Origin of the sequence: Gracilibacillus sp. YIM 98692 (assembly GCF_010993965.1) — a bacterium.
Classification (GTDB): Bacteria; Bacillota; Bacilli; order Bacillales; family Amphibacillaceae; genus Gracilibacillus.
Map to the genome: position 1 here is coordinate 40549 of NZ_WIXM01000007.1, position 17891 is coordinate 58439.

At 35.6% G+C, this 17891-nt stretch carries 21 protein-coding genes; 9 read left to right on the forward strand and 12 right to left on the reverse strand.

Annotated features, from left to right (window positions below; translation table 11 throughout):
* Positions 1-7: 7 nt before the first annotated feature.
* Positions 8-1108, reverse strand: coding sequence for a ribosome biogenesis GTPase YqeH (gene yqeH / locus GHD00_RS08980; protein WP_163537826.1), 1101 nt, complete (start codon positions 1106-1108; stop codon positions 8-10).
* 2 nt (positions 1109-1110) lie between these two features.
* On the reverse strand, positions 1111-1626 hold the full coding sequence (locus GHD00_RS08985) for a YqeG family HAD IIIA-type phosphatase (protein WP_163537827.1): 516 nt from the start codon (positions 1624-1626) through the stop codon (positions 1111-1113).
* Between the two features lie 398 nt (positions 1627-2024).
* Here GHD00_RS08985 and sda point away from each other — a divergent pair, with 398 nt between their 5' ends.
* The 8 genes from sda (at position 2025) to sigK (ending at position 8699) form a co-directional block, all read left to right on the forward strand.
* Positions 2025-2165 carry a sporulation histidine kinase inhibitor Sda gene (sda, locus tag GHD00_RS08990; RefSeq protein ID WP_163537828.1) on the forward strand — a complete coding sequence of 47 codons (141 nt, stop codon included), beginning with the start codon at positions 2025-2027 and terminating at the stop codon, positions 2163-2165.
* A 230-nt stretch (positions 2166-2395) separates the two neighbouring features.
* Complete coding sequence (locus GHD00_RS08995) at positions 2396-4735, forward strand: Na+/H+ antiporter subunit A (RefSeq protein ID WP_163537829.1); 2340 nt, start codon at positions 2396-2398, stop codon at positions 4733-4735.
* Positions 4736-5074, forward strand: a complete 339-nt coding sequence (locus GHD00_RS09000; protein WP_163537830.1) for a Na(+)/H(+) antiporter subunit C — start codon at positions 4736-4738, stop codon at positions 5072-5074.
* Positions 5067-6551, forward strand: coding sequence for a Na+/H+ antiporter subunit D (locus GHD00_RS09005; RefSeq protein ID WP_163537831.1), 1485 nt, complete (start codon positions 5067-5069; stop codon positions 6549-6551). The genes GHD00_RS09000 and GHD00_RS09005 overlap by 8 nt, the downstream gene beginning before the upstream one ends.
* Before the next feature lie 7 nt (positions 6552-6558).
* Positions 6559-7035 (forward strand): Na+/H+ antiporter subunit E, encoded by a 477-nt coding sequence (locus GHD00_RS09010; RefSeq protein ID WP_163537832.1) that lies wholly within the window; start codon positions 6559-6561, stop codon positions 7033-7035.
* Positions 7032-7322, forward strand: a complete 291-nt coding sequence (locus GHD00_RS09015; RefSeq protein ID WP_163537833.1) for a Na(+)/H(+) antiporter subunit F1 — start codon at positions 7032-7034, stop codon at positions 7320-7322. The genes GHD00_RS09010 and GHD00_RS09015 overlap by 4 nt, the downstream gene beginning before the upstream one ends.
* On the forward strand, positions 7303-7674 hold the full coding sequence (gene mnhG / locus GHD00_RS09020; protein WP_163537834.1) for a monovalent cation/H(+) antiporter subunit G: 372 nt from the start codon (positions 7303-7305) through the stop codon (positions 7672-7674). The genes GHD00_RS09015 and mnhG overlap by 20 nt, the downstream gene beginning before the upstream one ends.
* 308 nt (positions 7675-7982) lie before the next feature.
* Positions 7983-8699 (forward strand): RNA polymerase sporulation sigma factor SigK, encoded by a 717-nt coding sequence (gene sigK, locus GHD00_RS09025; RefSeq protein WP_240468653.1) that lies wholly within the window; start codon positions 7983-7985, stop codon positions 8697-8699.
* A gap of 8 nt (positions 8700-8707) precedes the next feature.
* On the opposite strand, the gene mtnN is transcribed toward sigK, so the two are convergent.
* Both mtnN and GHD00_RS09035 read right to left on the reverse strand, forming a co-directional pair.
* Positions 8708-9397 carry a 5'-methylthioadenosine/S-adenosylhomocysteine nucleosidase gene (mtnN, locus tag GHD00_RS09030; RefSeq protein WP_163537835.1) on the reverse strand — a complete coding sequence of 230 codons (690 nt, stop codon included), beginning with the start codon at positions 9395-9397 and terminating at the stop codon, positions 8708-8710.
* Between the two features lie 14 nt (positions 9398-9411).
* Positions 9412-10182 carry a YrrS family protein gene (locus tag GHD00_RS09035; protein ID WP_163537836.1) on the reverse strand — a complete coding sequence of 257 codons (771 nt, stop codon included), beginning with the start codon at positions 10180-10182 and terminating at the stop codon, positions 9412-9414.
* A 256-nt stretch (positions 10183-10438) separates the two neighbouring features.
* On the opposite strand from GHD00_RS09035, the gene GHD00_RS09040 reads away from it, so the two are divergent.
* Positions 10439-10666, forward strand: a complete 228-nt coding sequence (locus GHD00_RS09040; protein WP_240468654.1) for a KTSC domain-containing protein — start codon at positions 10439-10441, stop codon at positions 10664-10666.
* A gap of 44 nt (positions 10667-10710) precedes the next feature.
* Here the strand turns inward: GHD00_RS09040 and greA are convergent, their stop codons facing one another.
* From greA to alaS, 8 genes are all read right to left on the reverse strand, one after another.
* Positions 10711-11187, reverse strand: coding sequence for a transcription elongation factor GreA (greA, locus tag GHD00_RS09045; protein WP_163537838.1), 477 nt, complete (start codon positions 11185-11187; stop codon positions 10711-10713).
* A 202-nt stretch (positions 11188-11389) separates the two neighbouring features.
* The gene (udk, locus tag GHD00_RS09050) at positions 11390-12019 is read right to left on the reverse strand and encodes a uridine kinase (RefSeq protein ID WP_163537839.1); all 630 of its coding nucleotides are present in this window, start codon (positions 12017-12019) and stop codon (positions 11390-11392) included.
* Complete coding sequence (locus tag GHD00_RS09055) at positions 12009-12674, reverse strand: O-methyltransferase (RefSeq protein WP_163537840.1); 666 nt, start codon at positions 12672-12674, stop codon at positions 12009-12011. Before GHD00_RS09055 ends, udk begins: the two co-directional genes overlap by 11 nt.
* Before the next feature lie 59 nt (positions 12675-12733).
* On the reverse strand, positions 12734-13885 hold the full coding sequence (gene mltG / locus GHD00_RS09060) for an endolytic transglycosylase MltG (RefSeq protein ID WP_163537841.1): 1152 nt from the start codon (positions 13883-13885) through the stop codon (positions 12734-12736).
* 303 nt (positions 13886-14188) lie between these two features.
* Positions 14189-14476, reverse strand: coding sequence for a DUF1292 domain-containing protein (locus tag GHD00_RS09065; RefSeq protein WP_163537842.1), 288 nt, complete (start codon positions 14474-14476; stop codon positions 14189-14191).
* 15 nt (positions 14477-14491) lie between these two features.
* The gene (gene ruvX / locus GHD00_RS09070; RefSeq protein WP_163537843.1) at positions 14492-14908 is read right to left on the reverse strand and encodes a Holliday junction resolvase RuvX; all 417 of its coding nucleotides are present in this window, start codon (positions 14906-14908) and stop codon (positions 14492-14494) included.
* Positions 14901-15170: an IreB family regulatory phosphoprotein gene (locus GHD00_RS09075; protein WP_163537844.1), complete on the reverse strand. Its 270-nt coding sequence runs from the start codon at positions 15168-15170 to the stop codon at positions 14901-14903. The genes ruvX and GHD00_RS09075 overlap by 8 nt, the downstream gene beginning before the upstream one ends.
* A gap of 81 nt (positions 15171-15251) precedes the next feature.
* Positions 15252-17888, reverse strand: coding sequence for an alanine--tRNA ligase (gene alaS / locus GHD00_RS09080; protein WP_163537845.1), 2637 nt, complete (start codon positions 17886-17888; stop codon positions 15252-15254).
* Positions 17889-17891: the final 3 nt, after the last annotated feature.

The following is a 17891-nucleotide window of genomic DNA, read 5'->3' on the forward strand; positions in this document are numbered from 1 at the left end:
TCTATATCTAAATTAATGCATTACGCAGTGTCATCCGGACCCCTTTTGGGACATGAACGGTAATAGTAATACCGCCATCTGGAATCGTAATCCACCCTAAACCAGGGATCACTACATCTGTTTTTTCGTGACCAATTTTAACTGTCTGTTGTTCTAATGAAGGTAATATGTCTAATGTTTTTTTACTTGGAGGCTGCAGCAGTTCTCCTACATGCTTTTCATAAAATTGGTCCGCTTGTTCTAATTTTGTCCGATGTATCATTAATTGATTCGAAAAATAACAAACAAATGACTGTTTCATTCCTTTTTCGAAATCAAACCGAGCAAAACCGCCAAAAAACAAAGTCTGACCATCTTCAAGTTGAAATATTTTAGGTTTAATTTCTTTCTTCGGTGTAATCATTTTCAAATCTTTATCTGTTACATAGTGAACCAATTGTGTTCGATTTACTACACCTGGAGTATCATATAAATATGTTTTTTCATCTAATGGTATTTGAATAAAACCTAATGTCGTTCCTGGGAAATAAGAAGTCGTAATCGCATCATTTACTCCACTTGTACGATGAATTAATTGATTAATAAACGTTGATTTGCCTACATTTGTACAGCCTACAACATATACGTCTTTTCCTTCTCTCATATCGTTTATAGCTCTTTCTACCTCTTTAAACCCATATCCTTTTGACGCAGATACTAAAAAGGCATCCTGCACTTTGAGACCGTAATCACTCGCCGTTTTCTTCATCCAATGAATAAGTTTATTTTTCTTCGTTGAGTTCGGTAAAAGATCTGCTTTATTTCCAATTAACAGAATAGGATTATTGCCTGTTAATCGTTGTAAACTTGATAGAAAACTACCATCAAAATCGAAGATATCAACTATTTTTACTACAAGACTATCCGTTTCACTAATTGTTTGAATCATCCGCAAGTAGTCGTCATCCGTATACTCTACATCTTGTACTTCATTGTAATGTTTTAAGCGAAAGCATCGTTTACATATCCTATTTTCATTTTCTATGGCACTTTTTGGTATGAATCCAGCTTTTGATTCATCAGTAGATTGTAATAGAGCACCACAGCCTTCACAATATACGGCTTCCATTTTCAATCCTCCCATGTAATCATTCCTTTTTTTCGCATCCAATTTAAGATACGTCGTTCCATCATTCGATTAATACGTGTAAATTTTCCATCTGTTTTCACAATAGGCACGACAAGTATTGTATGGAAACCACCTAAATTACCACCTAAGACATCCGTCATAATTTGATCGCCGATTACGACTACCTCATGTTTATTTACTTTCATTTGTTTGGTTGCTTTTTTAAAGGCATGTACAAGTGGTTTTCTTGCACTATACACATAAGGTGCCTCTAAAGGCTCTGAAAAAACACTAACTCTCTCTTCGTCATTATTCGAAATGATCGTTACTTTTATATCATTATCCTTCAGTTCTTGAAACCATTTTATTACTTCCGGAGTAGCATCTTTCACATCCCAAGCTACTAACGTATTATCTAAATCCGTAATGACACCTTTGATCCCCATTTCTTTTAATCGGGAAGGTGTAATATCCAATATGCTTTTTACATGCTCATTAGGCAAAAATTTCTTTAACAAGGAAAGCCCACCTCTATTTCAAAAAACTACATGTATTACGAATAACCTTTTCTTATGATAAACAATTTTATTAGATAGTTCAAAGCATTCTCTTAAGAAAACGCATACAAGTGAAATTTTATTTAATTTCTACTATTTCTGACAAAAGCTATAGTATATTTGCAAAAAATCGGCTTTATTCGTAAAATCGTTCGACAAATTTCTACAAATAAAAAGAGTGTGGATAACCTTGTGCACATTATCCACACCGTAACGATAGTATCTTTCGTTAAAAACACCCTCGTTATACACAAGTTATCTACAACTTATTGTAGATAACTGTGTGCTTGTTCGTTCAAGTAATTCATGCTACATTATAAATCAGTGATATTACTTCCTATCTATTGGAGGGACAAGCATTGGAAAATTTATCAGATGAGTTACTAATTGAATCATACAAAAAAGCAAACGAACTACAATTAAGCTATGAATTTATACAACTAATGGAAGAAGAACTTAAAAGAAGATCATTGACAGACTACCTCTCCTATGCAAATTAAAGATTAAAGCTGTACACTTAGAATATTTATATCTAAGTGTTTTTTTTATGATTTTTTTTCTTCTTGTACTTAAATAGGAAATTTCTCGTCAAAACCTTTATAGATGCCTGCCATATAAGTACATCACTCTTGTATTAACCCTTAATTTTAGATTAGAATATAATAGTATGATGTCATAAATGAATATAAAACTAGAAAAAATCATTTTACATAAGGAGGATCATCATTAGATGTTATTTGCGGTATTCTTGCCAGTCTTATTGGCATTGTTTATTCCATTGCTTAGTAAATGGAAAGACAAAATACATACAGGCTTTTTTGTTATGCTGGCACCTCTAGCTATCTTTATTTATTTTGTCTCTTTTATTGGCACTGATTTTGAGCCAGTTACACAAAGCTACAATTGGATACCATCTCTTGATATTAGCTTTGACTTTTATTTAGATGGTTTAAGTTTATTATTTGTATTACTAATTAGTGGAATTGGCACACTAGTTGCACTTTATTCTGCTTACTATTTGCATGGATCTGAGAGATTACATGAATTCTATGTTTATCTACTTTTATTTATGACAGCAATGTTCGGTGTTGTTTTATCGGACAATGTTTTCGTTTTATATTCTTTCTGGGAGTTAACCTCCATTTCATCCTTTTTACTAATTGGTTATTGGAATTTTAAAGAAAGATCGAGATATGGTGCCCTAAAATCAATGCTAATTACTGTTTTTGGTGGTTTAAGCATGCTGGGTGGTTTAATCTTACTCACGGTTGAGACGAATACAACAAGTATTCAAGAGATGATAGCCCAAGCAGATGTTATATTATCTAGTAACTACTTTGGGTTGATTTTTACATTAATTATCATAGGAGCCTTTACAAAATCAGCGCAATTTCCTTTCCATATCTGGCTTCCAGATGCAATGGAAGCACCAACTCCGGTTAGTGCTTACCTTCACTCAGCCACCATGGTAAAAGCAGGAATCTTTTTAGTTGCTCGTTTTACCCCTATATTTTCTGGAAGCGAATGGTTTTTTATCATTGTTAGTGGAATAGGTATATTAACGCTATGCTGGGCATCTTACGTAGCAGTCAGACAAACAGACTTAAAAGGTATTCTAGCTTTCTCAACTATTAGTCAATTAGGTATGATTATGGCAATGTTAGGTTTTGGAACAAAAGCTGCCATTTATGCTGCAGTATTTCACATTTTAAATCATGCTACTTTTAAAGGAAGCTTATTCATGGTTGCAGGGATTGTCGATCATGAAACAGGCTCAAGAGATATTCGGAAACTTGGTGGATTAGCGACACTAATGCCAATCTCCGCCACTCTTGCCTTTTTCGGGACTTTTTCGATGGCAGGTGTTCCCCTTCCATTCTTAAATGGGTTTTATAGTAAAGAGAAATTCTTTGATGCTTCTTTACATATAGATGTCGCAAACGCAAACCTTTGGATTTCCGAAGTCTTAGCACAAGCGATTCCTTATTTGGCTGTATTTGGTAGTATTTTTACGTTTGTATATTCCATGTACCTGGTATTTGGTACTTTTACAGGAGAAAAAAAATTAGATCAATTACCTGTTAAACCACATGAAGCACCTATTGGGATGCTTATTTCACCAATTGTTTTAGTGCTTGGTGTTGTGATAATTGGTTTATTCCCAAACTTATTTAATAACTCGTTTCTAGCACATACAGCGGAGGCCATTTATGGGGAACCAGTAGTAACTGATATTCATTTCTGGCATGGTCTAATTCCTGCATTTTATATGTCGGTCGTGGTAGTAGTTGTTGGTGCAATCTTAGCGATTATTAGAAAGTCATGGAGTGGAATATATAGCTTTATACCTGGCAAGTTAAGCTTTAACAAAGTCTATGATTACCTATTAGATCAATCAGAAAAAACGTCAAGAAAAATTACCAATAGTTATATGAACGGATCCTTAAGACGATATATGATACTTATATTGTCTGCTATCATGGTGTGTACCTTTACTGTTATTTTCCTGACAAATGGATTTGCTTGGGATACGAGTGACTTAGCTCCGATTACCCTACATGAAGTATTAATAGCTTTAGCGATGGCTATCGCAGCTATTAGCACTATTTTTACTAAAAATAAGATCGCGGCAATTCTTATTCTTGGGGTGGTCGGATATGGACTAGCTTTATTATTCGTATTATATCGTGCACCAGATCTAGCCTTAACTCAGTTAGTTGTTGAAACGATAACTGTTGCGTTATTTTTGTTATGCTTTTACCATTTACCAAACTTAAGAGAACGTACAGAGCTTACATCTCAAAAATTAACAAATGCTGTTATTTCCATTGGGTTCGGTCTACTAATGACAGTTGTTGCGATATCTTCACACAGCACAAAACTTTTTGACACGATATCTGGTTATTTCTTAGAAACTTCACACGATATCGGTGGCGGTGATAACGTCGTGAACGTGATACTAGTAGATATGCGAGGCATAGATACTCTATTTGAAATTGTCGTTCTTGGCATTGCTGCACTCGGAATATATGGACTGATCAAATTGCGCGACAAGAAGGGGGCAGAATAAATGGAAATTATCATGTCAATTCTTGCCGGCGTGCTTTTTACAACAGGTGTTTATAATTTATTACAAAAACAACTTTTGCGAATTGTGATCGGAACAGCATTGATTTCACACGGTGCCCACCTATTTATCTTAACAATGTCTAAGTTAAAACGCGGTGCGCCGCCTATATTGGATTACGACATTAAAGATTATGCAGATCCATTACCACAGGCTCTAATTTTGACTTCTATTGTCATTAGTTTCGGAGTCACAAGTCTGTTACTGGTACTAGCTTATAGAGCTTCTAAAGAAAACGGAACAGACAATATGGAAAAGTTGAGGGGTAACGAAAATGATTAGTAATTTAGCTGTATTACCAATTGTTATACCACTTATTGCTGGTATACTTGCAACATTGTTTCATAAAAAATTGTCAGTTGTTCGTATCTTTTCACAGATCATCACTGTTTTGAATACGGTGATGGTTGCTTATATTCTCTGGTATATTCACCAAAATGGCACTGTCATTCTAGAATCTGGTGACTGGATGGCGCCTTTTGGGATCGTGCTAGTTGGGGACATGCTTTCTATGTCTCTGGTATTAACAACAAATATTGTGGCTTTAGCATCTGTCTTTTTTGCACCACATTCACTCAACCAGAAACAAGAAGAATTTTATTTCTATACCTTTTACTTCCTATTAGTGTCTGGTGTATCCGGAGCTTTCATTACAGGGGATCTATTTAACCTTTTTGTGTTTTTCGAAGTTTTATTAATGGCGTCTTATGCGATGATTATTTTAGGTGGAGGAAAAGTTCAGCTTCGAGAATCCATAAAGTATGTGTTAATTAATCTATTTTCTTCGATGTTATTTGTAACAACCGTAGCTTTTATATACTCAGTAGTCGGAACGGTTAATATGGCACAAATAGCACAGCGTGTAGGGGAAGAGGAACAAACAGGTATTCTAACCACGATCGGGATATTGCTTTTCTTTGTTTTTGGTACAAAAGCAGCATTGTTTCCACTTTATTATTGGCTGCCAAAACCTTATATTGTTCCAAATCCCGTTGTCTCTGCCCTTTTTGGAGCACTACTGACTAAAGTAGGAATCTATTCTATTGTTCGTGTATTTTCACTCATTTTTGTATATGAAACAGATATTACCCATCAGTTATTTATATGGATAGCTGGTTTCACGTTAATTTTCGGGGCAATCGGTGCACTTTCTACCAATAATATAAAGCTTGTTGTGGCTTATAATATTATTCCTGCAGTTGGCTTTATGCTAGTTGGTATTGGTGTCTATAATAGTACAGGAATGAGTGGAACGGTATATTACTTAATTCACGATATGATTATTAAAGCAGCATTATTTTTCATAGTTGGTGCTATTACATACCTTGCCGGTACAAGTGATCTAAGAAAAATGCAAGGCCTTATTCATCATTATCCACTTTTAGGCTGGCTCTTGTTTATCTCAGCGTTCGTGTTAGCTGGTATCCCTCCTTTCAGCGGGTTTATTGGTAAATTGTTATTACTGCAAGGTGCTGTGGAGGCTGATGAGATAATGATTGCTATTATCGGATTGGCGGTAAGTTTGCTTATATTGTTATCGATGATGCGTATCTTTATCCGAGGGTTCTGGGGTGAAAAAGATGAGAAGGTTGTTGCAAATAAAGCTGCTGCGAAAAAGTTCGTTATGCCGATTGCGTTTCTGTTAATCTTTTCCATAGTTCTCGGTGTGGGAGCTGAATGGTTCATTCCAGGTATTGAATCAATTGGTAATGATTTAATGAATCCTGCAATATATATTGAATCTGTACTAAAGGAGTAATTATAAAATGCCACTTCAACTTATTATAAATTTAATTATTGCCATAATGTGGATGTTTTTAAGTGAATCCTATACATTTGTCTCTTTCTTTAGTGGATTCTTAATTGGTGCGCTATTGCTTTTTGTACTAAGAAGATTTATTCCAGATGCTTTTTATTTGCATCGGGGTTGGAAAATGTTATGTCTTGTTTTCTTATTTATAAAGGAATTACTTCTATCCAATATCGACATCGTAAAGTGGGTGTATCGCCCAGGTAAAAATTATCGCCCTGGTATTTTTGAATTGCCAACCGATTTAAGAAGCAACTGGGAAATTACAATACTCACATCATTAATTTCTTTAACTCCAGGTACTCTATCAGTAGCTGTGTCTGATGATAATCAAAAGATTTACGTCCATGCGATGGACATTGAGGATAGCGAAATTGCCATAAGTGCCATTAAGGATACTTTTGAAAAAGCCATTATGGAGGTTACACGATGAATGATGTATTAAATATAGTGACAATCATATGCATACTCGTTATCACCATTTCCATAACTTTACTGTTGTATCGAGTAGTCAAAGGACCAACCAATCCAGATCGTGCAGTTGCACTTGATGCAATAGGGATTAATTTGATGGCAGCAGCGGGTCTTGTCGCCATTTTACTTCCAACCACAAGGTTAAATGACGTTATATTATTAATCGGTATTTTACTATTTATCGGTACAATTGCATTAGCAAAATACTTAGAAAAGGGTGTTATCATTGACAGGGACCACGACTGAAGTCATATTGGATATCCTTATTATTGTATTACTCCTATTTGGAACGTTTTTTATTTTATCTGCAACAATTGGGGTAATCCGATTTCCAGACGTTTATACTAGACTACATGCTTCTACCAAAGCTGCGACACTAGGTATCGCTGGAATTATGATCGGAGCTTTTATCTTTCTATATACAGAGCTCAACATGATTAGCGGAAAACTTATTTTAGGTATTATCTTTGTGCTGCTTACGGCACCTGTTTCTGCTCATATGCTTGGTCGTGCTGCTCATCAATTAGGAGTTATGCCTTGGACAAAAACAGGGTCGGAAGTTAAAGATGCCTTTGCAGAATCTAAGAAGCGAAAATAAAGAGAGACTTCCATCAGGAGGGGCTTACGGATGGTTGTTCACCATGATAAAATCCAAGCATTGTCATCTTTTAGATGGCAATGCTTTTTTTATCAGCATTTATATCATGTTTCCGATGGAGTAAATTTGACGTAGATACCACGATTAGGAAGATAGATAAGCGCAACTACGCCTTTTACTTCACCAATGGCTCGTCAATCAACGAGTTTTTTATCTTAATAGAATTTTGGCTTGGACATTTCGCACAATAGACAAACGATCGGCATAAGATTAAATATGGGCAAATACCTACTTTGGGAGGTGTCATCTTGTCGATCCTTTTTGGAATTGTTGCACTTTTAAAAGAGGCTTTGTTCTTTGTAGCCTACATTAAGAATCATACTTTCCCTCACCCCTTATCCCCAGATGAAGAGTCTGAAATGATTAAACGAATGCAAAATGGAGATGAAGAAGCGCGTAACAAATTGATCGAACATAACCTCAGACTCGTTGCACATATCGTCAAGAAATTTGAAAATACAGGTGAAGATGTAGAAGATTTAATATCTATTGGTACAATAGGGTTAATAAAAGGTATTGAGAGCTTCTCTATTGGTAAGGGGACGAAGCTAGCTACTTATGCAGCACGTTGTATTGAAAATGAGATTCTCATGCATTTACGTGCTATTAAAAAGACCAAAAAAGACGTTTCCTTACAAGACCCCATCGGGCAAGATAAAGAAGGAAATGAAATTAGTTTAATGGATATTTTAGAAGCGGAAAACGATGATATTACCGAAGCTATTCAATTGCACATGGAATTAAAGAAGATACAAAAATATTTACGTGTATTAGATGAACGAGAAAAAGATGTTATTATTGCAAGATTTGGTTTAGGTAATAAGGATGAATTAACGCAACGTGAGATCGCCAAAAAATTAAATATATCGCGCAGTTATGTATCTCGAATCGAAAAACGCGCCCTAATGAAAGTGTTTCATGAATATTACCGTAACGAATTAAAAAATAAAAAGGCTGTCGATTGACAGCCTTTTTATTCGTTGATAATGGATATAATTAATTGTGCAGCATTGTTAGCTGCTTTTGCCAAAAATGACTCAAATGAAATAGAGGAATCCTTTCCAGCTATATCTGAGAGTGCACGGATGACAACAAATGGCGTGTCGTATTGATGACATACTTGAGCAATAGCTGCTGCTTCCATTTCAGTTGCTATCATATCAGGAAATTTACTCCTAACAAAATTAACTCTTTCTATGTCTTGCATAAAAGAATCACCAGTTGATATTTGTCCTTTCATCGCTTGAATACCATTATCAAGCTGTTTAGCAGCTAGCATTGCTTTTTCAACCAATGTGGGCTGAGCTAAAAAAGTAGCCGGTAGACCTGGAACTTGTCCATAATCATAGTCAAATGCAGTCACATCCACATCATGATGTACTACTTCCGATGAAATGACAATATCTCCAACTTCTAAATCATGGTGGAAACCACCTGCAGAACCTGTATTAATGACATATTCAGGTTGAAATCTCTCATGCAGAATGGTCGTCGCTAATGCTGCATTCACCTTCCCAATTCCTGACTTTAATAATACAACCTCTTTCCCTTCTAAACCACCAACATAAAAATCACCATTCGCGACCTGTAAATGTTCCTTTACTTCCATTTTCGATTTTAAAAGTTCTACTTCTTCATCCATTGCACCGATAATGCCAATCACAAAAAATCCCCCTATTATTCTTCTTGCTCTTCCTCTGTATCATTCGTTTCTTCACTATCACTACTATTCTCTTTTACATCATTTTCTATTAATTCTTCCACAAGCGTCGGCTGCCACCCTTTTTCATTAATCCATGATAAATGAACCCGAAAAGTCTCATTCTGGTTATTACTTGGCGAAATAGTTGCTTCTACAGCTTGTTTTCCCGATCTTCCGATCCACCAAACAATCTGTTCCTCTGTAGGTATGCCAGTTGCAACCTCTACTGCTTGTAACATTTCTTCCCAATCCACAGATTCTTTATCAAATTGTATAGTATGTGGACCTGTTTGCTCAGTACCTACTGGTTCCCAGTTACCTTCATAAGCATTACTTACATTCTCATCATCGGATTCTACCTGATAAGTTTGCGCTTCTTCTGTTGATTGATTATTCGTAGTATCATTCTCTTCTTGCTCTTCAGATTGGCCGGCCTCTTCATCATTAAGTCCGACAGATTCATTTTCATCATTAGATTCTCTATCTTCAGGTAAAGTCGTGTCTGATTCCTCCTTTTCGGAAGATTCGTTATTGGATTCTTCTTCACCATTTTCTTCTTGCATTTTGTTTTCCTCTTCGTCCCCCACCGCTACAGGAGTATCCTCAGTGCCTCCAAATACCACCATCGCTATTATAATGATAATGAATACTCCTCCAGCAACACTTAACCACGTGATCGCCTTTGTACTTTTTCTTTGTTTTTCATAGCGATCTTTCCTTGTTATCTGTTGAAAATCATTACTCATTTATCCACCCTCCCAATATTTATTATACTAAAAATAAATAAGAATCAGCAAAAAATATTCATTTAACTATACAGAAAACTTGGGCTTAGCCAAGCCTTATGGCTAAAGCCTTAGTTTTTCTTATAATTTTATGCTTAACTATAGTATAAAAACAAATAAAATGAACCTCGATTTTCTTCTTTTTTTGTCATATATGAAGGAGTTTTCACATAAGTATGGAATATATATAAAAGATAGATATGTAAGGAGTGGTTTATTGAAAACCGTTACATTTAATAGAAAGTTATGGGAATTGAATTCATTTGAATCCATTAGCTATGATAAAAACAAAAAGTTATTGTTTGTTCATTTTTTTAATGACAAAACGATAAAGTTTCACAACATATCAGAAAATATTATCTTCCAATTTTTGGTGGAACAAGATAAAGATAGCTTTATTGAAAAAATATTAATGCAACATTATGTATATGATGATATTAGTTAATTTTTCATATAAAAATGGGTGTCTGAATTGGACACCCATTATCTTTATTCTACATTTATAATTTTGACGTTCAGATCTCCACCAGGTGTTGGTACAACAACCTCTTCACCAATAGAATGCCCTAATAGACTCTTGGCAATTGGGGAATCGTTGGAAATCTTTCCTTCAAACGGATCTGCTTCTGCACTACCAACAATAGTGTAACTTTCTTCATCTCCATCAGGTAACTCTTGAAAAGTAACGGTTTTTCCTAAAGATACCACATCAGGATTATCCGTATCATTTTCAATGATAACAGCATTTCGGATCATATTTTCCACTTGTACAATTCGTGATTCTACAAATGCTTGCTCATCCTTTGCTGCATCATATTCAGAGTTTTCTGATAAATCTCCAAACCCTCTAGCAATTTTAATACGCTCGACAACTTCTTGACGACGCTCTGTTTTTAGATACTCTAATTCTTCTTCTAATTTCTTTTTACCTTCTTCTGTCATATAAAAGCTTTTTTCTTCTGCCATGGTCCTACACTCCTTCTATCCATTCCTATAATCTGCATAAGTACATTGATAATAAATCGATTTCCTCATTTGTATGAATTCATCTGAATTTTATCACTCTCGTTTCGATAAGATTAGTTCTAACAAGCGTGATAACGTTATAATGAATAATACTAATCACTACTATGGCAGATTTTTTTAAATTTTTCAATAGTTTTAACCCTTAGCTTTTCTCCAAAATTTTTTCTATTTTAGTTGCCAATAAGTCTATGGCCACCTCGTTCTGTCCACCTTCGGGGATGATAACATCTGCATATCGCTTTGTTGGCTCTATAAATTGCAAATGCGCCGGTCGAACCATTTGTATATATTGGTTAATAACTGAATCAATAGAGCGACCTCGTTCATTAATATCACGTAACAAACGTCGAATAATACGTAAATCTGCATCAGTATCCACAAAAACTTTAATATCCATTAAATCCATTAGCCGAGTATTATCCAGTATAAGAATGCCCTCTACAATAATTACGTCCTTTGGATCTACAGGAATAACTTCCTCGGAACGTGTATGAATCGTATAATCATACACTGGTTTTTCAATAGACTGTTGATTTCGTAGTTTTTCGACATGCTCAATAAGCAAGTCATTATCAAAGGCTAATGGATGGTCATAATTCGTTTTAAGCCTTTCTTCCATTGGCATATCAGATTGATCTTTATAGTAGAAATCCTGCTCTAAAACCAGAACAGATTGATTAGTAAAACGGTTCTGAATCGCTTTAGTAACTGATGTCTTGCCAGAACCAGATCCACCCGCAACCCCTATAATGACAGGTTTCTTATTTGTCATCTATGTCACACCTTTGCTTATTCTTAACACTGATGGCTACTCCATCTCCAATGGGTAATACCGTTGTATGATACATTGGATGCTCTATTAGCCATTGGTTGTATTGATTTATTTTATTCGCTATTTTTTGTAATCTCTTGTTTTCATTGTCTTTAGTTGCGACAAGTCCCTTAAATAGGACATTATCTGTTATAATCATGCCGTCATCTTTTAGATATGGTTCGTATAATTGAAAGAAACGTTGATACTGACCTTTTGCTGCATCAATAAATATAATATCAAATGGGCTCCTATCCTTTATTTCTACTTCTGCCTCTAATGCATCCTTTTCAATTATTTCAATATGACTTGTTTTCTCTTGTGCTTGTATATAATACTTAGCACGCTCAATCATTTCCTTATTCCGTTCAACGGTTGTAATCAGCATGTCTTCCTTTGCTTCTAACATCATTAAGGATGAATACCCAATTGCAGTACCAATCTCTAAAATTTTGTCAGGTTGCTTTATACGAATAAGTTGTTGAAGAAAAGATATTCCCTGCTGTTCCATTATCGGTACATGGTCCCGTTTTGCTTCCTCTTTCATTTGACCAACCAAATCGTTTTCAGATGGCTGTAAGTCATTTAGATACGCTAGAATGTTCGGATCTATCACTAGAGAACTCCTTTCTTATATGGGAAGAGCAGGGATACTATCGCTCCCCTGCTCCTCATTTAATTATTGTGAATGTATTGAGCTTCTTTCCTTTGATGTTCCTCATATGTTCTCGAATAATGGACATGCCCATCAACATCTGCAAGGAAATAATAATAGTTAGTCGACTCTGGTTCTATAACAGCTTGCAGTGAACTTTCACCAAAATTCGCAATCGGTCCAACAGGTAAGCCGCTAACTTGATACGTATTGTACGGTGAATCTATTTCATAGTGATCATAATTCAGTCGAGAAATATGTTCACCATGCGCATAGATGACTGTAGGATCCGTTTGTAACATCATGTCATCATTCATACGATTATAAAAAACACTTGCAATCAAACGGCGATCATCTGATGAAGGAGCTTCCTCTTCTACTAATGAAGCAAAAGTAACCACATCATGCACAGAAAACTCTTCCGATTTTCTTATTTGTTCATAATAACTTAAAATAACATTACGTGATTTGTCAAGCATATTCTGGACAACCGTTTCGACAGAAGGTTCCTCTTCAAAAAACTCATAAGTTGCGGGGAAAAGATATCCTTCAAGTGTATAGCGTATATCATCATCTAGAATTTCATCAGACAATAATGTAGGATATCTGTCCATTAATGTGGAAATATAATCTGAATCATTTACTTTTTCTAAAAAAGTCTCTGCATCAATGTTTGCTTTACTTTCATAAATATCAGCAATTTCCTCTAAATTTCTTCCTTCTGGTACTGTCACTCTAAGAACAGGTTCCCTTTGAATACTTCCGGTTTCTAACTCGTCTGTTATCTCGGCAAGTGACATAGAAGGTGATAACGTATAGTCACCAGCTTGAAAATCAGCAGCATTATTAAATTTCACATAAAACCGATACATTAAGTTGTTAGAAATAATCCCTGCTTCTTCTAAAATGTTTGCAATGTCAGAACTACTTGATCCTAATGGAATGGTAACCTCTATTTGCTCCTCACTATCAGGATCGACCGGTGAGATTCCTTCCTGAATATATTTATATATACTATAACCGCCAATTATTAGAGCCGCTACCATTGCGATTAATATAATGATTACAATTTTACGTGCAATACTTGCTTCTTTTCCTCTCATTTGTGCAATTTCTGTGTGTGTAAGTTTTTTGGACTTTGGTTTGGATGTTTCTCCATTTTCCTTCCCCATTTGACATCCTCCTCTCACCCGATTTATTATACTACAATTTTAAATGAAGTAAAACTTTCACAATTATTAAATTTTTCACTTAAACAACAAACCATACTTTATACTTGTTAATATTTCCCTTATACAAGATTAATTACAAAGTAAACTAAAATGAAAAACCACCAATCCCTAAGCGAATTTTTAACACTTAACTTGCTTAGTTACGTCGTAGTATATAGCTATTGTGGCAAAAGCGGCAGTTTATTTAAGATAACGGATAAAAAAAGCTGGCTAAAAGGTTTTTTTTAGCCAGCTTGCTTTACTTTATTCTGCTAAATCGTCGTTATCTGCGATGGTGTTTAACACTTCTTCCACCATATCCCATTCATCGTCTGATTCGATGTGATATAGAGCCAAATCATCGTCTTTTTGCTTCTCTTCATACCGAAATGCAAATACTTCTACCTCTTCGTCTTCTTTCTGTTCAGCAGGAACAACAGCAACATATGATTGACCAGACTCGTCCACATCAAATGTAAACAATACTTCAAATAAATGTTCTTCTCCGTTTTCATCAGGAATAATGATACGTTCCTTTTCTTCTAACGACACAATATTCAACTCCTTCTATTGGCTGTCTAAATAACCTTGCAATATCATTACAGCAGCCATCTTATCGATTACTTTTTTCCGCTTTTTGCGGCTCATGTCTGCTTCTAACAACACTTTCTCTGCAGCCATTGTTGTTAAGCGTTCATCCCATAATACAACATCTAGAGAAAAGTTTTCTTCAACAAACTTCCCAAATTCTTGTGATGCTTCACCTCTAGGTCCAATTGTACCGTTCATGTTTTTAGGGAAGCCAATGACTACTTTCTCTATAGTATGCTCTTCTATAAGTTGTTTAAACGTATCTTTCACCGTATCGTACTCAGGTTCTTGCCAGTGAATTGTTGTTAAACCTTGTGCCGTCCATCCTAATGCATCACTAATCGCAACTCCAATAGTTTTAGACCCAACATCTAAACCTAAGACTTTATTCATCTTGATGATGAGCACGAATATAGTATTTGACAAGTTCTTCAATTATCTCATCGCGCTCTACTCTCCTCATTAAGTTACGTGCATCCTTATGACGTGGAATATAGGCAGGATCCCCAGACAATAAATAACCGACAATTTGGTTGATAGGATGATACCCTTTTTCTTCAAGTGCTTCATGTACAAGAAGAAGCACTTCACCTACGTCCTTTTCTATGGACTCTTCTGAAAAGTTAAATTTCATTGTTTTATCCATTCCATCCATGGAAGCACCCCCAAAATATTATTGCGATTTCATGTCCTGTTGTCTGTCTATTATATCGTTTAATTCTTCAAATTACCAAAATTAACTGTTATTTTGGGCATATTTTTCTACAAACTGAAGAGCATCTTGAATTTTGCTTGCATCTTTTCCACCAGCTTGTGCCATATCTGGGCGGCCTCCACCACCGCCGCCACATATCTGAGCAGCTTCTTTGATTAAGTTTCCTGCATGATATCCATCATCTACCAAATCTTTCGTAACACCGGAAGCCAATTGTACCTTTTCATTATTTACTGTCGCAAGCAATATAATACCTGACTTTAATTTTTGCTTCATTTCATCCACCATTTGACGTAATTGATTCATATCAGACACATCTACTTGTTTTGCCAACACTTGAATACCATCAATATCTTGTACATCATCTAAAATGGAAGAAGCCTCCATTTGTGAAATTTTACTTCTTAGTGAATCCATCTCACGCTCATGTTCTTTCATGTCTTTGAAAAGGTGGTCAATTCGATCTAAGACTTGATCTTCTTTAGTTTTTAATAAATTAGCCGCTTGTTGTAAAGTTTGGTGTTTACTATTCACATACTGATAAGCAGCTTTTGCTGTTACAGCCTCTATACGTCTTGTTCCAGCACCTATACCAGATTCTGAAACAATTTTAAATAAACCAATCTCTGCTGAATTTCGAACATGGCATCCACCGCATAGCTCAATGCTGTATTCACCTATTTCTACAACACGAACAACGTCACCATATTTTTCACCGAAGAGAGCCATTGCTCCCATCTCTTTGGCTTCCTCTAATGATTTATTGCTGATTTCAACAGAAATAGAATCCCAAATCTTCTCATTTACTTTTTCTTCAATTTCTGCAATTTCCTCTTTTGTTATTGCACCAAAATGAGAAAAGTCAAAACGCAAACGATCGCTAGCAACAAGAGAACCAGCTTGATTCACATGATCGCCAAGTACATCCTTTAACGCTTGGTGTAATAAGTGTGTCGCAGTATGATTTTTGATGATAAACTGTCTGGAAGTTTTATCTACCTTTGCTTTTACAGCTTGCCCCTTTGTTAGCGTACCTTCTTCTATTGTAATGCGATGCAGATTTTGTCCTTGCGGTGCTTTCTGAACGTCTTGAACACGTGCTTTTCCTTGGTCAAATGCAATAATCCCATTATCCGCAATTTGACCACCACTTTCTGCATAAAAAGGTGTTTCATCTAAAATAATATAAGCTTCTTGCCCTTCTGCTGCATTGTAAACAAGCTCATTATCAGCAACAATTTCAACCACGTTTGTTTCCACTTCTAATCTGTCATACCCAACGAAAATACTAGCTGTTTCCACATCACCTAGTACACCATCTTGTATTTGCATAGAATCTACCTTTTGACGTGCATTACGAGCTCTCTCACGTTGTTTGGACATCTCTTTATCAAAGCCTTCTTCATCAATCGTGAAACCAGCTTCTGCAACATATTCTTCTGTCAATTCTTTTGGAAAACCATACGTATCATATAAACGGAATACTTCTTCTCCTGGGAATACGGTACTGCCTTTTTTTGATTCTTTGTTCAAGATTGTGTTTAAAATTTGCAAACCTTCTTGTAATGTTTCATGGAATCTATCTTCTTCTGTTTTAATAACATTCTTAACAAAATCTTCTTTCTTTTTCACATCCGGATAAAAAGCTTCCATGATTTCGCCAACTGTTGCGACTAAGTGATACATAAAGGGCTTCTCAATTCCGATTTGCTTAGCATAACGAACTGCCCGTCTTAATAAACGACGTAATACATACCCTCTGCCTTCGTTAGACGGTAACGCACCATCACTAACAGCAAAGGTTACTGTACGAATATGGTCTGCAATCACTTTGAATGCTACATCTGTTTCATCTTTCTCCCCATATTTTACATTAGCTAATTGTTCCGTAGCTTGAATAATGGGCAAAAATAAATCTGTTTCAAAATTAGTTTTCGTATCTTGAATGACACTAACTAATCGTTCTAGCCCCATACCAGTATCAATGTTTTTCTTCGGTAAAGGTGTGTAAGTATCATCTGGATTATGATTGAACTGAGAAAACACTAAATTCCAAATTTCTAAGTAGCGTTCATTTTCACCGCCTGGGTATAACTCGGGGTCATTAGGGTTATTCCCATATGCTTGACCGCGATCATAGAAGATTTCGGTATTTGGACCACTAGGCCCCTCTCCAATGTCCCAGAAATTTTCTTCTATGCGAATAATACGTTCTTCTGGCAGCTGAACTTTGTCACGCCATATTTCATAGGCTTCTTCATCTTCTGGATGAACGGTTACCGATAATTTATTTGGATCAAATCCAATCCATTTGTCACTAGTTAAGAATTCCCATGCCCATTCTATCGCTTCTTCTTTAAAATAATCTCCAATAGAGAAATTACCGAGCATTTCAAAAAAAGTGTGATGTCTAGCTGTATAGCCAACATTGGTAATATCATTTGTTCGAATTGATTTTTGGGCATTTGTTATTCTTGGATTATCCGGAACCACTCGACCGTCAAAGTATTTCTTTAATGTAGCGACACCACTGTTAATCCAAAGTAAAGTTGGGTCATCCTTCGGCACTAATGATGCACTTGGCTCTATTTGGTGATTTTTCTCTTTAAAAAAATCTAGGAACATTTGTCGGACTTGAGCTGATGTTAAATGTTTCATATG